The organism is Sporosarcina sp. GW1-11 (assembly GCF_033088395.1).
In the GTDB taxonomy this organism is placed as follows: domain Bacteria; phylum Bacillota; class Bacilli; order Bacillales_A; family Planococcaceae; genus Sporosarcina.
Window position 1 is genome coordinate 1 of sequence record NZ_JAPMIW010000033.1, and the last position, 19687, is coordinate 19687.

The 19687-nt window shown below is 42.0% G+C and carries 18 protein-coding genes, 1 tRNA gene, 1 rRNA gene, 1 other RNA gene and 1 other annotated feature; of the genes, 4 read left to right on the plus strand and 17 right to left on the minus strand.

Features of this window, described 5'->3' with window-relative positions:
• Nucleotides 1-383: 383 nt before the first annotated feature.
• The 6 genes from ORD22_RS14490 to ffs all read right to left on the minus strand — a co-directional run bounded on the left by ORD22_RS14490 (nt 384) and on the right by ffs (nt 4386).
• On the minus strand, nt 384-647 hold the full coding sequence (locus ORD22_RS14490; protein ID WP_317646852.1) for a pro-sigmaK processing inhibitor BofA family protein: 264 nt from the start codon (nt 645-647) through the stop codon (nt 384-386).
• Nucleotides 648-753: 106 nt separating this feature from the next.
• Nucleotides 754-1350 (minus strand): recombination mediator RecR, encoded by a 597-nt coding sequence (recR, locus tag ORD22_RS14495; protein WP_317646853.1) that lies wholly within the window; start codon nt 1348-1350, stop codon nt 754-756.
• Between the two features lie 11 nt (nt 1351-1361).
• On the minus strand, nt 1362-1682 hold the full coding sequence (locus ORD22_RS14500) for a YbaB/EbfC family nucleoid-associated protein (protein ID WP_317646854.1): 321 nt from the start codon (nt 1680-1682) through the stop codon (nt 1362-1364).
• A 21-nt stretch (nt 1683-1703) separates the two neighbouring features.
• Nucleotides 1704-3452, minus strand: coding sequence for a DNA polymerase III subunit gamma/tau (gene dnaX, locus ORD22_RS14505; RefSeq protein ID WP_317646855.1), 1749 nt, complete (start codon nt 3450-3452; stop codon nt 1704-1706).
• 86 nt (nt 3453-3538) lie between these two features.
• Nucleotides 3539-4006: an S-ribosylhomocysteine lyase gene (locus ORD22_RS14510; RefSeq protein WP_317646856.1), complete on the minus strand. Its 468-nt coding sequence runs from the start codon at nt 4004-4006 to the stop codon at nt 3539-3541.
• A gap of 113 nt (nt 4007-4119) precedes the next feature.
• Nucleotides 4120-4386: signal recognition particle sRNA large type (gene ffs, locus ORD22_RS14515), an RNA gene on the minus strand.
• Nucleotides 4387-4687: 301 nt separating this feature from the next.
• On the opposite strand from ffs, the gene ORD22_RS14520 reads away from it, so the two are divergent.
• Nucleotides 4688-4780, plus strand: a tRNA-Ser gene (locus ORD22_RS14520).
• A gap of 88 nt (nt 4781-4868) precedes the next feature.
• On the opposite strand, the gene thrB is transcribed toward ORD22_RS14520, so the two are convergent.
• Genes thrB through ORD22_RS14535 form a run of 3 tightly spaced genes read right to left on the minus strand, consistent with a single transcriptional unit; the run spans nt 4869 to nt 8113 of the window.
• A complete protein-coding gene (thrB, locus tag ORD22_RS14525) occupies nt 4869-5765 on the minus strand; it encodes a homoserine kinase (RefSeq protein ID WP_317646857.1) in 897 nt (298 codons plus the stop codon).
• On the minus strand, nt 5765-6823 hold the full coding sequence (gene thrC, locus ORD22_RS14530; RefSeq protein WP_317646858.1) for a threonine synthase: 1059 nt from the start codon (nt 6821-6823) through the stop codon (nt 5765-5767). Before thrC ends, thrB begins: the two co-directional genes overlap by 1 nt.
• Before the next feature lie 6 nt (nt 6824-6829).
• Nucleotides 6830-8113 carry a homoserine dehydrogenase gene (locus tag ORD22_RS14535; protein ID WP_317646859.1) on the minus strand — a complete coding sequence of 428 codons (1284 nt, stop codon included), beginning with the start codon at nt 8111-8113 and terminating at the stop codon, nt 6830-6832.
• Nucleotides 8114-8270: 157 nt separating this feature from the next.
• On the opposite strand from ORD22_RS14535, the gene ORD22_RS14540 reads away from it, so the two are divergent.
• On the plus strand, nt 8271-9635 hold the full coding sequence (locus tag ORD22_RS14540; RefSeq protein WP_317646861.1) for an aspartate kinase: 1365 nt from the start codon (nt 8271-8273) through the stop codon (nt 9633-9635).
• Between the two features lie 18 nt (nt 9636-9653).
• On the opposite strand, the gene ORD22_RS14545 is transcribed toward ORD22_RS14540, so the two are convergent.
• Nucleotides 9654-10313, minus strand: a complete 660-nt coding sequence (locus tag ORD22_RS14545; protein WP_317646863.1) for a deoxynucleoside kinase — start codon at nt 10311-10313, stop codon at nt 9654-9656.
• Nucleotides 10300-10947, minus strand: coding sequence for a deoxynucleoside kinase (locus ORD22_RS14550; RefSeq protein ID WP_317646864.1), 648 nt, complete (start codon nt 10945-10947; stop codon nt 10300-10302). Before ORD22_RS14550 ends, ORD22_RS14545 begins: the two co-directional genes overlap by 14 nt.
• Before the next feature lie 159 nt (nt 10948-11106).
• Between ORD22_RS14550 and tadA the strand changes: the two genes are divergently transcribed.
• A complete protein-coding gene (gene tadA, locus ORD22_RS14555) occupies nt 11107-11601 on the plus strand; it encodes a tRNA adenosine(34) deaminase TadA (RefSeq protein ID WP_317646866.1) in 495 nt (164 codons plus the stop codon).
• Between the two features lie 27 nt (nt 11602-11628).
• Here tadA and serS read toward each other — a convergent pair whose 3' ends face one another.
• Complete coding sequence (gene serS, locus ORD22_RS14560; protein WP_317646868.1) at nt 11629-12912, minus strand: serine--tRNA ligase; 1284 nt, start codon at nt 12910-12912, stop codon at nt 11629-11631.
• A 220-nt stretch (nt 12913-13132) separates the two neighbouring features.
• Nucleotides 13133-13342: a binding site (T-box leader), on the minus strand.
• Between the two features lie 122 nt (nt 13343-13464).
• On the minus strand, nt 13465-14310 hold the full coding sequence (gene pdxS, locus ORD22_RS14565) for a pyridoxal 5'-phosphate synthase lyase subunit PdxS (protein ID WP_317646870.1): 846 nt from the start codon (nt 14308-14310) through the stop codon (nt 13465-13467).
• 99 nt (nt 14311-14409) lie between these two features.
• On the opposite strand from pdxS, the gene pdxR reads away from it, so the two are divergent.
• Complete coding sequence (gene pdxR / locus ORD22_RS14570) at nt 14410-15831, plus strand: MocR-like pyridoxine biosynthesis transcription factor PdxR (RefSeq protein WP_317646871.1); 1422 nt, start codon at nt 14410-14412, stop codon at nt 15829-15831.
• 15 nt (nt 15832-15846) lie between these two features.
• On the opposite strand, the gene ORD22_RS14575 is transcribed toward pdxR, so the two are convergent.
• From ORD22_RS14575 to rrf, 4 genes are all read right to left on the minus strand, one after another.
• Nucleotides 15847-17193 carry a serine hydrolase gene (locus tag ORD22_RS14575; RefSeq protein WP_411567661.1) on the minus strand — a complete coding sequence of 449 codons (1347 nt, stop codon included), beginning with the start codon at nt 17191-17193 and terminating at the stop codon, nt 15847-15849.
• A 171-nt stretch (nt 17194-17364) separates the two neighbouring features.
• Nucleotides 17365-18831: an IMP dehydrogenase gene (gene guaB / locus ORD22_RS14580; RefSeq protein WP_317646872.1), complete on the minus strand. Its 1467-nt coding sequence runs from the start codon at nt 18829-18831 to the stop codon at nt 17365-17367.
• Between the two features lie 106 nt (nt 18832-18937).
• The gene (locus ORD22_RS14585) at nt 18938-19420 is read right to left on the minus strand and encodes a glutathione peroxidase (RefSeq protein WP_317646873.1); all 483 of its coding nucleotides are present in this window, start codon (nt 19418-19420) and stop codon (nt 18938-18940) included.
• 148 nt (nt 19421-19568) lie between these two features.
• Nucleotides 19569-19684 (minus strand): 5S ribosomal RNA (rrf, locus tag ORD22_RS14590).
• Nucleotides 19685-19687: the final 3 nt, after the last annotated feature.

Genomic DNA, 19687 nt, shown 5'->3' on the forward strand with positions numbered 1-19687 from the left:
GTCACGTACGTTAGTACGCTCCCTCTTTCGCTCGATCGCTTCCTAGCACTCCACAATGTCTCGCCAGTCAGTAGAATGAAAATTCGATTAGCTCGAGTTTCATTTGCTGGCATCAATTAAGATACTCATTTTGTTTATGTCACCGACAAAGCCGATGCACAAACGTTTATTTCGTTAACGTTTTGCTGTTCAGTTTTCAAGGTTCATGTAGTTGTTCTTTCGTAAGAGACAACTTTCTAATCATATCAAATCGCTATCTCATTGTCAACACTTTTCTTAAAAGGTTTTTCTTAATTAAGAATGATGTTTTCGTGACTGCTTAATGCGACGCTTATTAATATAACACCCGTCTATGTAGATTGCAAGCTATTTCACCATTCTTTTTAAAAAAGAATGGCGAAACCGCATAGCGCTGCGAATCCCGGTATGCCCAAGACCGCTAAAATGACGCCTGATGCAATGTTAACCGGCACATAGATCCCAATAAATCCACCTGCTATGTTCATTAGGAACAAAATAAAGAATGCGAAAGCTAACCGAAACCAGAAGACAGATAAGCGTTCCATGTTCTTTTCTAAGGTTGTTCTACTCATGCTTAGTAAAATTAATGAAACAACTCCTAATGCGACTATAACTAAAACCCCCACAGAAAACGCCCTTTCTTCTATAGATACTTATCTATATGCGTTACTGTACAAAATTAGTTCACTTACATATGAGTTTCATTAGATGTTGTTTAGCAGTTAACACAACTTACAACTCTCGACGACCTTCAAGTGCTCTCGAAAGAGTGACTTCATCCGCGTACTCCAAGTCACCACCAACGGGTAACCCGTGCGCTATGCGTGTAGTAGTAATGCCTGATGGTCTAACGAGTCGCGAGATATACATCGCTGTTGCTTCCCCTTCTATAGTAGGGTTCGTTGCAAGAATCAATTCTTGCACTTCTTCATCTTGCAATCTCGTCAATAGTGTAGGTACATTAATATCTTCTGGCCCGATGCCGTCCATAGGAGAGATCGCACCTTGTAGAACATGATATAAACCTCGGTAATCACGCATTTTCTCCATTGCAATAACATCTTTTGGGTCTTGTACTACACAAATCGTTGAACGGTCACGGGATTGATCCTGACATATATAACAAGGGTCAATATCTGTAATATGGCCACACACTGAGCAAAACTGTAAGTTACGCTTTGCATCAACTAGCGCTTTAGCAAAATCAAGCACTGTATCTTCCTTCATACTTAATACAAAAAACGCCAGACGACCCGCAGTTTTGGGGCCGATACCTGGCAATTTCATAAAACTATCCATTAATTTAGATATTGGTTCAGGGTAATGCATTATATAGCCTCCTAGAACATCCCAGGCAAGTTCATTCCTTTTGTAAATTGGCCCATTGTGGAGTTCGATATTTCTTCTGCTTTTGCGATTGCTTCATTTGTCGCGATGACGATTAAGTCTTGTAGAATTTCCACGTCTTCTGGGTCTACCGCTTCCGGATCAATAATGACTTCCAAGACTTCTTTATGACCAGATACGATTACTTTCACCATACCTCCGCCAGCAGTCCCTTCCATCCGCTCTTCGCCTAACTTTTCTTGAGCCTCGGCCATCTTCTTTTGCATCTTCTGCATTTGCTTCATCATACCTTGCATATTTCCCATTCCACGCATGTATAATTCCTCCTTAGTAGTTTACTCTTCTTCTATTGTAATAAAATCTTTACCGAATAACTTTTCCGCCTCTGTTACGAGTGGATCCGCTTCTTCAAGTGTGGCTTCCTGCATAAATGCTGAAGCCGGTTGTTCCACGTCTGATTGTTGAGAAGTATTTTGACCTTTTTGATTGCCCAAACCGTTTTTCTGGATGAAATCTTGACGTACTTCTAACCAGCTCTCTTCGGCAACGTAAATCACTTCGTAAGCTTTTCCAGTACGCTGTAACAAAGCATCGGATAGTCCGGCTTGCAACGTGGCATTCTCAGAAGCCATTAGACAATGAATTTCATACTTAAACTTTAACACAAAAGCGGTCTCAGATGCTGCAACTGGTTCAGTCTCTTCTAATAAAGCCGCATGAGACCGTTGTAAACTTTGCATCATACCTGCCCATTGCTCTCGAATCATCTGAATATCCGATTTTGTCGCAGCTTTCAGTACGCCTACAATCTTACCAGTTGGCACTTTAGCAGATCGAGAAGCTGAAGAAGCTGCCCGACGCGCAGGTGCTTGAGGTTCATTTGCAGCTTGTTGCACAGTACCCGATGCTATCTGTTGTTGCAATTGCCTAACAGTCTGCTCTAAAATAGTAAGTTTCTGAGACATTTCAGGATCCACTGCAGCCGTTGTGGCTTGTTGATCGCCAGAGTGAATCATTTTTAAGAGGGCAGATTCAATATAGACCTTCCCGTGATTAGAGAATCGCATCTCTTGCTGTGTTTTTGACATAATATCGATGTATCGATATAGCTCATCAGAATGAAATGCTTGAGCGAGCTCTTTGAACTTCTCTCCATCGGAAATTAATTCAAGTAAATCTGTTAGTTCTGGTGCTGTACCGAGCAACAACATGTCTCGGAAAAACGTAATCATATCTTCCGCTAACCGGCCAACGTCTTTTCCTTCCGCTATCAATTGATGCAGTAATGATAGTGCGGCGCCAGCATCTTTCGCTTGAATCGATTGTGCAAGCTGATAAAAGATTTCTTCCCCTATCGCTCCGGTCACAAGTAAAGCATCCTCAGTTGTTAATTCATCCCCACTAAACGATATCGCTTGGTCGAGCATGCTGAGTGCATCTCGCATTCCACCCGTAGCGGCTTGAGCAATCGCACGCAATGCCCCATCTTCAGCCGTAACGCTAATATCGCCTAGCACTTTACGCATACGTTCTATGATTTCCGCTGCCGTAATCGGTTTGAAATCAAAACGTTGACACCTAGAGATGATCGTCAATGGTAATTTATGTGGTTCCGTTGTCGCTAGAATAAATACAACATGAGCGGGCGGTTCTTCCAATGTCTTTAGCAACGCATTAAAAGCCGAATTAGAGAGCATGTGCACTTCATCAATAATATAGACTTTAAAGCGAGCATTAGAAGGGGCTACATGGACACGTTCGATAATATCCCGAATCTCTTCTACACGCGAATTGGAAGCCGCATCAAATTCCGTCACATCGGTATTTGATCCTTCTGTGATACTTTTACATGTTTCACATTCATTGCATGGCTCTGTTGCCGGACCGTTCTCACAGTTCAGCGCTTTGGCAAATATTTTCGCCGCACTCGTCTTCCCTGTTCCACGCGGTCCTGAAAACAAATACGCATGCGTTGTTTTCTGATGAAGAAGGGTATTTTGCAGTGTTTGCTTGATGGCTTGCTGACCTGACATCTCACCGAAAGCCTGTGGTCGATACGCACGATATAATGCTTGATAAATCAACCGCTTTCCCCCTCTTCTGCATTTTGCATAGTTTTTCAATTATAACATGAATACGGATTGAATGGCTTCCAAATCACTTGAACGTCTTAAGCGAAAACTTCTGTCCACTCATCTTTTTTCGCTAGCATATTACGTGCCAATTCCTTAGCACCTTCTAGGCTATGACTTGCTGCCCAGCCGCACTGCATTTCATTACAAGCAGGTACTTCTGTAGCTACTAATACATCGTTTAATGTTTTCTCTACTATAGAAAGAATATCTTCATAGTCTTCGTGATTGATCACTGCTAAATAATAGCCTGTTTGACAACCCATCGGACTGATATCAACAATTTTATCTGAATGATCACGACTAAACTCCGCCATCATATGCTCCAGTGAGTGAATAGAAGGCATATCCATATGTTCTTTATTCGGCTGACAGAAGCGCATATCATATTTATAGATTTTGTCTCCGTTCTGGCCTTCTGAAGTTCCCGCTAATCGAATATAAGGTGCTTTTACTTTCGTGTGATCCAAATTAAAACTTTCAACGTTCATTTTTTTATCAGACATTGCAAACCGCTCCCTTTCATAATTGATTACGATCTCTTTCGAAGTATACACCATTTTGCAAACATAAAAAACTCGCCCGTTATAAAACGGACGAGTGAATTGTTCAATTAAAGCCGTGCACCTTCCTTCGACTGCCGCACATAAGCGTTACTCTTGTCGTTGGCTCGGTCTAGGCTACCCCGCGGCACATGAGAGAGTCCACTTAATGCTGCTTCCTTCCGGACCTGACATGATTCATGGGTTCCCATTGCGCAGGACCCAGACGTCAACACTACGTGCAAAAGGCAGACCCTACAATACGGACAGCCTCGAGAAGGAGTTCAGTCTTGCTAGAGCGGATTGCAAGTTACAGGGCACCGCTAATTCCCCACCTAGCACGGCATTTCCTATTATACAGAATCCCTAGTAAAAATCAAACGATATATAAAATTTATTGTAGATATACTTTAACGGTGTTAGAATACACTAAAAATCGTTGCTGGAATGATGCAAAATAAAAAAGAGTTTGATCTAATTTTTCGAAACCCTGGAGTTTTCATGTACACTGCGATTGTACTGCCCGCTGTTTGTATAGGCCTGCTAATTTTCTATTGCTGGCGCTATTTTTTAGAAGAAAAAAAGAATTAATAATATTGGTTGACGTCTCATGAAATGCATGATATATTATTACTTGTCTGATACGGAGGAATACCCAAGCCCGGCTGAAGGGATCGGTCTTGAAAACCGACAGGGGTGTTAAAGCCCGCGGGGGTTCGAATCCCTCTTCCTCCGCCATATTTTTTGACAGCACACGTTACTCGATGTAACGTTTTTTATTGCCTAAAATTCAAAACAGCGTCCGGACTCATTGTCCGGACGCTGTTTATTTTGTTATAACTGCACCTGTCTCTGCAGGTTGTAGTGCGATTGCTTGATAATGAGGGAAAAGCTGATTAAGTGAAGCAGCTACTTGTTTCTCTGTGTCTGGTGGTACAGCGATGAAAAGAGAAGGCCCTGCGCCACTAATCGTCATGCCGTACGCTCCAATTTCATGACAAGCTAATCGAATGTCGTCAAAATTAGGGAACCCAACTTTGCGGTATGGCTCATGGAAAACATCGCGTTCCATCATACGACCAGCCGTCACCCAGTCGGCTTGCGCAATCGCGGCAGTCATTACACTACCTGCTGCGCTACCTTTTATCGCTTCCTTGTGTGCCAATTGCTCAGGTAGCAATCCACGCGACGCTTCGGTTTTTAAAGCTACTGGGGGGACTAAGATCACGACTCCAATTGGAGGTGCCGGAAACGTTAGTACTTCCATTTCATCTTCTGTAAAGTAAGAAACAGTCAGTCCACCAAGCAAAGCTGCTGTGATATTGTCTGCATGGCCTTCGAGTTCACTGCCGATACGAAGCTTGTCTTGCGAAGATAACTGCAAGTTTGCTAATTCGCCGGCAATCTCAATTCCTGCAGCAATTGCCGTTGCACTACTACCAAGACCTTTACCTAATGGAATATCAGAAGAAACTACTAGCTTCTGCGGTGCAACAACTTGCTCGTACATTGCCACTACTTTCTTTATGGTCTGTATGATCAAATTCGTTTCATCCGTAGGAATCTCAGCGTATTCCTTATCCTTATATTTTACTTCCCACTTAGGTGCAGTTGTTACTTCTATTGTCATCGTTAGTGAAAGGGCAAGACCTAAATGATCGAAGCCGGGTCCGAGATTTGCCGTTGTGGCTGGTACGGTTACTGAAAAACCGGCTTCTGTCATTATTCGTTCCCCTCTTTCAATTCTTTCAAGAAGTTATCAAACTGCTCATTTGTCATCAATGGTTTATGTGCGTTGACGTTGATTGCAGTTTCAGGGTCTTTTAAGCCGTTTCCTGTCAAAATCCCGACAATCGTCGTTCCTTTTTCAATCAAACCAGCGTCTAGACGTTTTTTAATACCCGCAATTGTTGCACATGATGCAGGTTCTGCGAAAATTCCATCTGTTGCAGCTAGCAATTGGTATGCTTCTAGAATTTCTTCATCTGTTGCAGATAAAATATCGCCGCCTGATTCTTCAAGTGCTTGTGTCGCTAAATGCCAACTTGCAGGATTTCCGATACGGATCGCTGTTGCAACTGTTTCTGGCTCTTCGAATACACGATCATAAACGATGGGTGCTGCACCATCAGCTTGAACACCTAGTAATTTCGGTGTACCGGTACCTTTTTTCTCTGCATATTCTTTAAAGCCTTTCCATGCCGCCGAAATATTTCCTGCGTTACCTACTGGCAATGCGAAAATATCAGGAACTTTACCTAACTGTTCAATAGCTTCGAACGCTACTGTCTTTTGTCCTTCAAGACGGTATGGATTAACCGAGTTTACTAGCGCAATTTTACCTTCGCCAACTTCACGTACCATGCGAAGTGCTTCGTCAAAGTTTCCTTCAATAGCCACGATTTCTGCTCCGTACATTTTCGCCTGCGCCAATTTACCTAGCGCAATACGCCCTTCTGGAATAACAACAATCGTACGCATACCTGCACGCGCACCGTATGCAGCAGCCGCTGCAGATGTATTACCTGTTGATGCACAAATTAATGCTGTTTTACCTTCTTCTTTCGCCTTTGCAACTGCCATTACCATTCCACGGTCTTTAAATGAACCCGTAGGATTTGTACCTTCTGTCTTCACATAAAGGTTGATGCCCCACTGCTTGGATAAGTTTTCAAGGTGAATCAGTGGCGTATTCCCTTCTTGCAAAGTTAGTGCTGGTGTATTTTCTGTTACTGGTAACCATTCTTTATATTCCTCAATTAATCCATTCCATCTTCTCATGTTAAATTATTCTCCTTCCACCCGGTAATGACTTAAAACGTCAATAACCGCTGGTGTATCTTTTAAGTCTTCTAAAATATCTAAATGCTGTTGTCGTGAAATTTTATGTGTAATGAAGATTAAATCTGCACCTTCATCATGAAGCTCCGAGTCTTGTACGACTGTTGCCAAACTTGCTTTGTGGTGACTGTAAATCGAAGTTAACTCCGTCAATACACCGATTTCATCACGCACAGTGATACGATGGAAATAGCGAGCAAATTTTTGATCATCTGACTTCACTTTGCGTTCATATTGTGGTGCATGCATTCTCTTACCGTTGACACCAAGCAGCAAGTTGCGACAAGCCGCCACAACGTCACCCGTTACAGATGTAGCTGTTGGCAAAGAGCCAGCGCCCGGTCCGTAGAACATCGTCTCACCCACTGCGTCTCCATAGACATAGACTGCGTTAAATTCATTATTAACTGTTGCAAGAGGGTGAGAGTTCGGGAAGAATACTGGCTCTACAGCCACTTCAATCCCATCTTCGTCCTTCTTTGCAGTTCCAGCCATTTTAATCGTATAGCCAAATTGCTCGGCTAACTCTAAATCACCATCTTTAATTTCCTTCATACCACGAACAAATACATCATCGAGATGTACTTCTGTTGAGAAAGATAAAGATGCAAGGATAACCATTTTACGTGCTGCATCAATTCCATCCACATCGGCTGAAGGATCTGCTTCTGCAAAACCTAGCTCCGTCGCTTCCGCCAATGCTTCTAAATATGTCTTATTTTCATGTTTCATTTTTGTTAGAATAAAGTTGGTCGTTCCGTTTACAATCCCTGTTAATGCTGTAATGCGATCTGATGCCAGTCCGTCTTCCAATGTGCGGATCAGCGGAATACCGCCTCCTACACTCGCTTCATATAACAGGTCACACTTATTTGCATCTGCTAACTTCAATAATTCTGGACCCGACTCAGCCATTACGTCCTTATTCGCTGTTACAACACCTTTGCCGGCTTCTAGTGAACGACGTATCGCGTCAGACGAACCGCCCGTCACTTCAATAATCAAATCGATTTCAGGATCATTGAGTACTTCATCTAATGAAGTGGTGAACATTTCTTTTGGAATGACACCGTTACGTTTTTTGTCTAGATTTTTGACGACAACTTTCTTGATTGAAACAGGAACACCAAGCTTATGTTGCAAGTCCTCCTGATGATTATGCAAGATAGTTGCTACACCACTTCCTACCACACCATAGCCGAGCAAACCGATATTAATTTCATTTTTCATTTGACGATTCTCCTAACTATATGTACACTATGAAAAAACAATCGTTCTTCGTGTAAGGACAATTATAGAGAATTCTGCTATTAATAACAACCCGTTTTCATGAATCCTCTAAAATAATTGCAAGTCAAACTCCAAAGTAGATAGGATCTGGTATATAGTGAAAGTTTGTAAATTTGGCGGCACATCTGTCGCATCCGCAGAACAAATCCGTAAAGTGGTAGATATTGTTATGTCTGACCCATCACGAAAAATCGTTGTTGTCTCAGCACCCGGTAAGCGTTTCTCAGAAGATATCAAAGTAACAGACTTACTAATTGAATTAGCTGACACCTCTTTAGCAGGTAAAGATACAACAGTTGCTCTAGATAAAGTCGTCAAACGCTATCAACAGATTGCAGAAGGACTTGGACTAGACGAGAAAATCGCACAAGTTATTGAGGAAGATTTAATTAGACGCTTAAAGAAAGACCAAACAGACGAAATTCTTTACGTAGACAGCCTGAAAGCTGCCGGTGAAGATAATAACGCTAAAATGATTGCAGCTTACTTCCAGCACATTGGTGTAGAAGCAGAATACGTCAACCCTCGTGAAGGCGGCTTGCTCGTTAATCAAAGACCAGAACGTGTACGTGCACTACCTGAAGGTAACGAGAAGCTTTGCACATTACGTGATAAAAAAGGTATCATCGTATTCCCAGGTTTCTTTGGTTATACAGAGGACGGCACATTACGTACATTCAACCGCGGTGGATCCGATATTACGGGTGCACTCCTTGCAGCTGCAACAAACGCAGAACTTTATGAAAATTTCACTGACGTTGATTCCGTTTTTTCAGCGAATCCTACAGTTATTGAAAATCCATGCGCAATTACCGCGATGACGTATCGTGAAATGCGTGAATTGGCTTACGCTGGTTTTTCCGTGTTCCATGAAGAAGCATTAGTTCCAGCATTCCGCCATAAGATCCCAGTTTGCATTAAGAATACGAATAATCCAAGTGCTCCCGGAACGATGATTGTGCGTGATCGTGATCACAAATTACAATCAGTCGTTGGAATTGCAGCGGATAATGGTTTCTCCACATTATTCGTCGATAAATACTTGATGAACTTAGAAATTGGTTTCGGTCGTCACTTGCTACAAATCCTCGAGGATGAGGAAATTCCTTACGAACATACTCCGTCCGGAATCGATAACCTGTCCGTTATTATTCGTGACGAACATTTAACAGAAGAAAAAGAAGCGCGTATCGTCAACCGTATTGAAGAAGAGTTACATCCTGACGACGTTCACTTCCAACGTGGCTATTCCATGATCGTACTAGTCGGAGAAGGTATGCGCCACACAAGAGGTTTGGCCGCACGTGCCGCTTCTGCGATTGCTCGAACAGGCGCGAATATCGAAATGATTAACCAAGGTTCTTCAGAAGTTAGTTTAGTTTTTGGTATTCATGAAAAAGATGAAAACATTGTACTTCGTGAATTATACCAAGAATTCTTCACTAAAGCTCCTGTACATTAAAATGAACGGCGGTATCCCTTACTTACGGGATGCCGTCTCTTTTTGCATAACTGCAGCTAGCTTCTCAATAATTTGGTCTATATCTTCCTCATTACTAAGTAAATCATAGTCATTAATATTCAAACGAATGACAGGGCACGCTGTAAATGAATTAATCCACTCTTCATAGCGTCGGTACATTTCTTCCCAGTAACTACGAGGTGTTTGCAATTCCATATTTCTACCACGCTCCTCAATCCGTTCGAGAATTGACTCCAATGATCCTTCCAAGTAAATCAATGCGTTAGGGTGCGGGAAATAAGGCGTCATCACCATTGCTTCGTATAAATTCATATACGTCTCATAGTCGACAGCATCCATCGTTCCTTCATCTGCATGCATCTTCGCAAAGATTCCAACATCTTCGTAAATCGAGCGGTCTTGCACAAATCCGCCACCATTTTCAACTATCCTCTTCTGCTCCTTAAAACGTTCTGCTAAAAAGAATATTTGTAGATGAAAGCTCCAACGCTCAAAGTCGGTGTAGAATTTCTCCAAGTATGGATTCTTCGCTACATTTTCAAATGACGCTTGAAAACCGAGACGAGAAGCGACTGCATTCGTCATCGTCGACTTCCCCACTCCAACCATCCCCGCAACTGCAAACACACTATTTGTCCGTATATTATGTGATTTCATTGAGCTTCAAACCTTTCTGTACAGCTTCATACACTCGCTTCAATACAGTATCCATGTCGGCTTTATTGCTCACAAAGTCCATTTCATCCCCATTAATATGAATCACGGGAATCTCGGGATGAACGATTTCAAATTCTGGTATATAGGAATGGTAGTCTGCAGACAATTGTAGCAAATAGTCAGGATCTATATCCGTTTCATAGGAGCGCCCCCGCTTTGCAATACGTTGCTGTAATGTCGGCAACGTTGCAGACAATGAAATGATAATATTAGGCATCGGCAAGTCCTCTGTCAAAATACGATAAATTTCTTTGTACTTCACAAAATCTGTTGCCTCTAATGTCCGTTGTGCAAACAGTATGTTCTTAAATATATGATAGTCTGCTACGACAGCTTTGCCGACTGAAATATACTCTTTATTAATTTGCTTTAATTGTTCATAACGATTGCACAAGAAAAACATCTCTGTTTGGAAGCTCCACTTTTCTTTATCTTGATAGAATTGGTCTAAGAAAGGATTTTCACCACTGATTTCTTGAAGCTGTTCATATGAAAAAGTCTCAGCAATTGCTGCTGTCAACGTAGTCTTTCCTACGCCAATTGGACCTTCTACAGCAATGAATGGAACAAACACATAGCCCCCACCCTTCCTATATCGTTGCACTTCCTATTTTACCATATCTCATAACCGACTACTTGAAATATATAGAGTAGTTCTCTTGTTTCACGTGGAACATTCAGCTTATTGATTTTGATGTTTCGCATGATAGACTATTTGTAAGGAGTGAACTGTATGCAAAAAGACGATAGATTTTATATGAAATTGGCAATAGAAGAAGCACAGAAAGCCGCTGCTCTTGCGGAAGTTCCTATTGGCGCAGTCATTGTTCATAATGATACAGTAATTGCGCGTGCACATAACCTACGTGAAACTTCACAAAACGCTGTGACACATGCTGAACTTTCCGCAATCCAGTTAGCTTGTGAAGTAGTAGGTAGCTGGCGATTGGAAGATACGGTTCTTTATGTAACACTAGAGCCATGTCCGATGTGCGCGGGAGCCATTCTACAATCACGTATTCCCCGCGTTGTTTATGGAGCACGAGATCCTAAAGGTGGTTGTGTCCATACATTTTATCACTTGCTCAATGACTCCCGTTTCAATCATGAATGCGATGTAACGGAAGGTGTTTTGGCAGAAGAATGCGGGCAATTACTAACTGACTTCTTCCGTTCACTGCGTGAAAAGCGGAAACAAGCTAAAAAAGAAGCTAGGCAACAAGAGTAACTCTTTGCTGACTAGCTTCTTTTGCTATTATTTTGGTGCTTCGATTTTTTCTTTTCCACCCATATACGGACGTAGTACTTCCGGAATTACAACAGAACCATCCTCTTGTTGATAGTTTTCCAATATGGCTGCCACTGTACGACCTACTGCAAGTCCACTACCATTTAACGTGTGAACGTATTCCGGCTTCGCACCTGCCTCACGACGGAAACGAATAGATGCTCGACGCGCTTGGAAATCTTCAAAGTTTGAACAAGAAGAAATCTCACGATACATATTTTGTGTCGGGATCCATACTTCTAAGTCGTATTTCTTAGCAGCTGTAAATCCTAAATCTGCTGTACACATCTTCAATGTACGATATGGCAAATTCAACAATTGAAGTACACGTTCTGCGTGGCCGGTTAACTTTTCTAGTTCATCATAAGAATCTTCCGGCTTTACGAAACGTACAAGTTCTACTTTATTAAACTGATGCTGACGAATCAAACCACGTGTATCACGACCTGCTGATCCAGCCTCTGAACGGAAATTCGTGCTGTACGCCGTAAACGCAATCGGTAGTTTGGCACCGTCTAAAATCTCATCGCGATAGAAGTTTGTTACCGGCACTTCAGATGTAGGAATCAAGAAGTAGTCCTCTTCTTCAATTAGGAATGCATCTTCTTCAAATTTAGGAAGTTGTCCTGTACCTGTTAGGCTTGTCCGATTGACCATATACGGTGGGAGCATCTCTTCATAACCATGCTCGTCCTGATGAAGATCAAGCATAAAGCTGATCAATGCACGCTCTAATCTAGCACCTAGTCCACGGTAGAATACAAATCGGCTACCTGTTACTTTTGCAGCGCGTTCGAAGTCTAAAAGTTGCAAATCTGTTCCAATTTCCCAATGCGGTTTTGGTTCAAAATCAAACGTTGGTTGCTCCCCCCATGTACGGATTTCCACGTTGTCATCTTCACTATCCCCCACCGGTACGCTATCATGTGGGATATTCGGAATACGCATAAGCACGTAGTTGAGTTCTTCTTCTACTTTTGATAATTCTGCATCATATGCTTTAATCTCTTCGCCAACCGTCTTCATTTTTGCAATAACGTCATCAGCATTTTCTTTGTTGCGTTTCATTTGTGCTACTTGCTGTGATACTTCATTACGCTCTGCTTTTAAAACTTCTACCTTCGAAAGAATCGCACGACGCTTCTCGTCCAACCCACCAAATTTTTCAAAGTCTGTTAAATCCTCTCCACGTTTACTAAGCTTTGCTTTTACCTCTTCATAATTCGCACGTAATAATTTACTATCTAGCATGCTATCCGCCTCCTTGTAATTACTTTGTATTGGTAAGCTATTCCATCACGGCGTCTTTCGCTTTTGGATACATCTAGCTCCAGACGCCAGTCTCTCGGGTCACTTCGGTCTTTTCGAACAGGTGCAAAGGTCGCACCTTTTTCGATAAGCCCTCCAGTGCCTGTCGAGACTAGACGGCGTCTTCCGCTTTTGAACGTAAAAAAAGCCCTCCATCCCCTATAGAAGGGACGAGAACTACCCGCGTTGCCACCCAAATTGATTGGTTACCCAATCCACTTGCTTGAAATAACGGCTCAACTACCGGCAGGAACCTACTAACTTCAGTTCTGCTACTCCAGGATGGATTCACAACGGTTTTTACCAGCTTCCACCACACGCTGGCTCTCTAAAAAAAAACACTGTTGCTACTATTTCCTATCATCGTGATATATGTGAAATTAGATATACCATACTACAAATTTGATGCATTGACAAGGTCTACGGAAGAAGTGAGGTGTTGTAAACTAAAAAAATCGCTAGGGCCAGATAACTCTCCATAGCGATCTTTACTACTTATGAACTGCGGTTAGCCATTAATTCACTTTCCGCAAGCTTTGAGATTTCCAAGCCTTTCATAGGCGTTCCAATATCTTTTGAAAGCTCTGCAATTAAAGCGTAATCTTGATAGTTCGCTGTTGCCTGTACAATGGCACGTGCAAATGCTTCTGGATTATCTGATTTAAAAATACCAGATCCGACGAAGACGCCGTCTGCTCCAAGCTCCATCATTAATGCCGCATCTGCAGGTGTTGCTACGCCGCCAGCAGAGTAATTGACTACTGGTAGACGTCCCGCTTCTTTAATAGCTAGCAACACTTCGTAAGGTGCGCCCAAATCACGTGCTTCTGTCATCAATTCATCTTTGCTCATATGCACAATTTTATTGACCTGTGCGTTGATCATACGTAGATGACGTACAGCTTCTACAATATTACCCGTTCCTGGTTCCCCTTTTGTACGAAGCATTTTTGCACCTTCTCCTAAACGACGTGCAGCTTCTCCTAAGTTCCGTGCTCCACAGACGAATGGCACGCTAAAATCACTCTTCAATAAGTGGAATTCATCATCTGCAGGAGTTAATACTTCACTTTCATCAATATAATCGACTCTCATGGATTCTAGAACACGTGCTTCGGAAATATGTCCGATACGCGCTTTCGCCATGACCGGAATTGAAACAGCGCGCTGAACCTCTTCAATAATTCTTGGATCTGCCATTCTTGCCACGCCACCCGCTGCCCGTATATCTGAAGGCACACGTTCCAGCGCCATTACCGCAATTGCACCTGCCGCTTCTGCTACTTTTGCTTGTTCTGCATTAATTACGTCCATAATGACGCCACCATAGTTAAAATTCATTTTCCTTCCTCCTTTTCGATATTTTCAGTATAATTGAATTTGACCACATTAAAATGACCAGTTGTACAATAACCAAGGTGGTCAATCGGAGGACTTTCTATGGATATGATATTTATTGAGCTTCAAAAGAACATACATACACCACTCTATCAACAAATATATAATCAAATTAAGCAGGATATTACTGACGGAAAGTTTCCTGTTGGAATGAAATTACCGTCGAAACGTCAATTAGAAGATCTTCTTAGTGTGAGTCAGACGACTATTGAAATGGCTTACGATCAATTGACAGCAGAAGGTTTCATTGCAGCGGAACCTCGCAAAGGATACTTCGTGCAAGCAATTGAAGAGTTAGCGTATGTACAACCGACGAAGTCTACTATCCCCATCACTGAAAAAAGGGATATTGAAACTATTCACTATGACTTTTCAGCAAACACCGTCGATACGGAGCACTTCCCTTTCATAGCTTGGCGAAAGTATGCACGTGATGTGATGGATACTTCAAATGCACATCTATTACTGTTAGGTGATCCACACGGTGATCTAGAATTGCGCCAGGAAATAGCGCGCTATCTATACCACTCGCGAGGTGTCGATTGCATACCTGAGCAAATTATCATTGGTTCCGGGACAGAACAGTTATTGCCACTAATTATCCGTATACTCGGCGAACAAGCATGTTATGCGATTGAGGACCCTGGATACTTAATGACGCGTCATGCCTTTTCAGAAAGTAACGGCATGACGATTCCGATTGCCGTTGATCAAGAAGGACTAGACGTAAAGGCCCTTCAGAGGACAGATGCGACAATTGCTTATGTTACCCCTTCTCATCAGTTTCCGACTGGTGCAGTGCTGTCTGCAGCGCGTAGAACGGCTCTTTTAAACTGGGCAGCGTCTAATTCTGACTTTTTCATTATTGAAGACGACTATGATAGTGAATTCAGATATCGCGGACGTCCTATTCCTTCTTTACAAGGCATGGACAAAGGTGAAAACGTTATATATCTCAGTACGTTTACGAAATCACTTATGCCTTCGATGCGGATTGCCTACATGGTGCTACCTCCGCAACTCTTAGAAGCCTATAGACAGGCATTCATTCCCTTTTCATCATCAGTACCTAGAATCGACCAACACATTCTTGCACGCTTTATGGCAGAAGGACAATTTTCCCGCCATCTCAATCGTATGCGGAAAATTTACAGACGAAAGATGCAAATCCTAACAGACACCCTCAAGCCATACGAGCCTACAATTACATTCTCTGGCGATGAAGCAGGCATGCATATTTTGTTGCATGTACACACGGAAAAAACTGAAAAGGAATTGCTAGAACTAGCACTCAATGCAGGAATTAAAATACGTGGTTTGGACACATATAGAGTCATTCAAACTCACTCCGTTCCTTCCTTTCTGATAGGCTTCGGCGGACTGTCTGAAGACGAGATCAGAATGGGGGTAAATAAGCTATTACATGTCTGGAATATAGAAAAAGCAACGGTACCTAATCAATAGGCCCGTTGCTTTTTATTAATTAAATATTCCTTTAACAAAACCAGTAGAGCTGCTCCAAGCACTAGAGAAGAAATCACCTATTGCACCCAAAGTTAAAGCGAACCAACCTGCCTTCTCCACTTCTTCTGTTGTGATAACCTCCGTGCCTGCTACTTTCCCATCAATGAAACCAAGATCCGTGCCGTCTTTTTTCACTAGCTTCACATGGCCAATAACAGTACCTTTTTCAATCGGTGCTTGAACCTGACCATTCTTCACAAGTTTCTCATCAAGTATCAGTTGCGGTTCATACTTTTTCTTATCCATGTTACGAATTAACAAACTAATCGGCTCTTTTGTCTCAATTCCGACCTTTCTTTCCTTACCCTTCAAAACGCCTAAAGTTTTCTGCTCTTTGAATTGATATCCTTTCGGCAACAACTCGACATTCGAAAACTGACTAAAGCCATAATCGAATAAAGAACGTGTCGCGTCAAAACGTGCTTCATATGAGCCAACACCTTTATCATCTACAGCATTTAAAACGACAGCGATTATTCGTTTATCATCGCGTATCGCTGTACCTGTAAAGCAATGACCTGCAAACACCGTAGTGCCCGTTTTTAAACCATCTACACCTCTATACTCATAATCCAAACCGGGTAGCATGAAGTTCCAGTTCTTCATATCGATAGCATCAGATGTTCCTTCACGGAATACCTTTTTACTAATTTTCGTTGTATCTAATACTTCTGGATAATCTTTTAATAAGTGATAGGCCATCTTTGCAACCGAACGTGCAGGCATGACGTTCTCGTCTCTTCCTCCAAATTCACTTGGATGCATCCCCTGTAAATCTTCATTGTTTAGTCCTGTCGAATTAACGAATTTGTAGTCAGTTAATCCGAGTTCTTTCGCTTTATCATTCATTAAATTAACAAACTCTGCTTCAGTCCCTGCAATCGTCTCTGCAATCGCAATAGTCGCTGCATTAGCAGAATAAATGGCAACCGCCTCATATAGTTCGCGAATTGTATATGTGCCATCACGTCGAAGTGGTACATTACTCAAACGACGATCTTGTGATATAGCATATGTATAACCGTTTACTCGATACTGTTGATCCCACGTAATCGTGCCTTCTTCTATCGCTTCAAACATCAAGTACTCTGTCATCATTTTCGTCATACTTGCAATGCCTAATGGTTGATCAGCATTTTCTTCATATAAAACCTTTCCACTGTCTGCATCCACTAAAATTGCTCCACCTACTCGAATACCTAGTGAAGATTCAGCTTTTGCTACAGGCGTAATACCTACCATTGTCAACAACATTATCGGCACCATCCACGCTGCCAGCCATCTTCTTTTTACCTTTTTCACTCATTATACCCCCGTCGTAATCATATCAAAAATCAGTGTACCATATTCATACAACGTCTTGTATATTTGCATTAAAAAAACACCTTTTCACCCATGGAAAATGGTGAAAAGGTGCAATTCAGAGCGGTCACATAAGCATTAAAGCATTCGTGACCGCTTGTAATCCAATAATTAACGTACAGAATAGTTAGGTGCTTCTTTAGTAATATGCACCTGATGTGGGTGACTCTCCTGCAAACCAGCGCCTGTCATACGAATGAACTGTGCATTTTCACGGTGAGTTTCCAAATCTTTTGAACCGCAATAACCCATTCCTGCACGAACACCGCCAACTAACTGGTGAATCGTGTCGGAAAGTGGCCCTTTGTAAGGCATACGACCTTCAATACCTTCAGGAACAAGCTTCTTCGCATCTTCCTGGAAGTAACGATCCTTAGATCCTTTTTCCATAGCTGCAACAGAACCCATTCCACGGTACACTTTAAAACGACGCCCTTGGAAGATTTCAGACTCTCCAGGACTCTCAGTTGTACCTGCCAGTAAGCTTCCTAGCATAACTGCATGTCCACCAGCAGCCAGTGCTTTAACGATATCTCCGGAATACTTAATTCCACCGTCAGCAATGATAGTCTTGCCGTATTTGCGCGCAACCGTCGCACACTCGTAAATAGCAGTGATTTGAGGAACCCCAACGCCCGCTACTACACGTGTCGTACAAATAGATCCAGGACCAATCCCAACCTTCACAACATCTGCGCCCGCTTCATAAAGGGCTTTTGCTGCTTCTCCTGTTGCAACGTTCCCTGCAACAATCGCTAGTTCCGGATATTTCTCACGGATTGCCTTAACCGTGTCAATTACACCTTTAGAATGGCCGTGTGCTGTGTCTATAACGATGATGTCGACTTCTGCTTGGACAAGCTTCTCAACGCGTACAGACGTGTCTGACGTAACTCCAACAGCTGCACCAACTAATAGACGTCCTGCTTGGTCTTTCGCTGCATTTGGAAACTCGATTACTTTCTCAATATCCTTGATTGTAATCAAACCATTAAGAATTCCTTTATCATCTACAATAGGTAGTTTTTCGATCTTATATTGCTGCAACATCTTCTCAGCATCTTCAAGTGTCGTTCCAACGGGAGCCGTCACTAAATTTTCTTTAGTCATAACTTCATCAATAATGATAGAGTAATCTTGGATGAATCGTAAATCACGGTTCGTCAAAATACCTACTAGCTTCTTTTCCTCCATATTGTTGACGATAGGTACACCTGAGATTCGGTATTTACCCATTAAATGCTCTGCATCAAATACTTGATGTTCAGGAGTTAAAAAGAACGGGTTTTTAATAACACCATTTTCAGAACGTTTTACCGTTACAACTTCCTCAGCCTGTTGCTCAATGCTCATGTTCTTATGGATGATTCCGACTCCACCTTGACGAGCCATTGAAATAGCCATCTTGGATTCTGTTACAGTATCCATTCCAGCACTAATAATAGGAATGTTCAACTTAATACGATCCGTTAAATTTACAGATAACGACACGGTTTTCGGTAACACGTCAGATGCAGCCGGCACCAATAATACATCATCAAACGTCAGACCTTCACGAGAAAACTTTGATTCCCACATTTACTTTCTGCCTCCCAGTATTAACTATTGTCAGTTAAGATTATTAAAAGGTTATCAGCGACAATGAAAAGTGTCAAGGTACATACGTGCTAATTAACTATTCTTATTATTCGCTAAATAACTTCTCAAGTGACTTTTTCATTTTTAATGGATTTGTTTGTGGCGCAAACCGCTCGACTACTTGACCGTTTCTGTCCACTAAGAACTTCGTAAAGTTCCATTTGATCTCCTCTGTCAACATGCCCTTTTGTTGCTCCGCTAAATATGTAAACAAAGGATCTGCACTGTCTCCTTTTACATCTACTTTTGCAAATATAGGGAAGGTGACACCATAGTTAATTTGGCAAAGTTCCAATGTTTCATCTATATTATCGAACTCTTGATTATTAAAGTTGTCAGATGGAAAACCAAGTACTACTAGCCCTTGATCTTTATACTGCTCATAGAGTTGCTGGAGTTCTTTAAACTGTTTCGTAAAGCCACATTTACTCGCTGTATTTACAATTATCATTGGTTGTCCTTCGTATTGTTTTAGGGATTGTTGCTCTCCCCCAGTAGTTTTCACATTAAAATCATAAATAGTTGTCATACACATTCGCCTCATTTCTTTTTATTCACTTTACCTGATTTTCATTAAAAAACCTAATACTCTGTTTTGAATATAGCTTAAATTTCATTTACTTCAAGTCTTGGAAGAAACACAAAAAGGCCACTCCCCAAAGGGAATGGCTTTGCTTGCCCAGCAACGTCCTACTCTCACAGGGGGAAACCCCCAACTACCATCGGCGCTGAAGAGCTTAACTTCCGTGTTCGGTATGGGAACGGGTGTGACCTCTTCGCTATCGTTACTAGACTG

Coding starts and splice junctions, on each gene's coding strand:
- pdxS (WP_317646870.1), bottom strand. CDS start 14,310: ATGAATTTTAACTATGGTGGCGTCATTATGGACGTAATTAATGCAGAA.
- ORD22_RS14500 (WP_317646854.1), bottom strand. CDS start 1,682: ATGCGTGGAATGGGAAATATGCAAGGTATGATGAAGCAAATGCAGAAG.
- ORD22_RS14545 (WP_317646863.1), bottom strand. CDS start 10,313: ATGAAATCACATAATATACGGACAAATAGTGTGTTTGCAGTTGCGGGG.
- thrB (WP_317646857.1), bottom strand. CDS start 5,765: ATGACAGAAGCCGGTTTTTCAGTAACCGTACCAGCCACAACGGCAAAT.
- ORD22_RS14510 (WP_317646856.1), bottom strand. CDS start 4,006: ATGTCTGATAAAAAAATGAACGTTGAAAGTTTTAATTTGGATCACACG.
- guaB (WP_317646872.1), bottom strand. CDS start 18,831: ATGTGGGAATCAAAGTTTTCTCGTGAAGGTCTGACGTTTGATGATGTA.
- tadA (WP_317646866.1), top strand. CDS start 11,107: ATGCAAAAAGACGATAGATTTTATATGAAATTGGCAATAGAAGAAGCA.
- ORD22_RS14585 (WP_317646873.1), bottom strand. CDS start 19,420: ATGACAACTATTTATGATTTTAATGTGAAAACTACTGGGGGAGAGCAA.
- serS (WP_317646868.1), bottom strand. CDS start 12,912: ATGCTAGATAGTAAATTATTACGTGCGAATTATGAAGAGGTAAAAGCA.
- pdxR (WP_317646871.1), top strand. CDS start 14,410: ATGGATATGATATTTATTGAGCTTCAAAAGAACATACATACACCACTC.
- recR (WP_317646853.1), bottom strand. CDS start 1,350: ATGCATTACCCTGAACCAATATCTAAATTAATGGATAGTTTTATGAAA.
- thrC (WP_317646858.1), bottom strand. CDS start 6,823: ATGAGAAGATGGAATGGATTAATTGAGGAATATAAAGAATGGTTACCA.
- ORD22_RS14535 (WP_317646859.1), bottom strand. CDS start 8,113: ATGAAAAATGAAATTAATATCGGTTTGCTCGGCTATGGTGTGGTAGGA.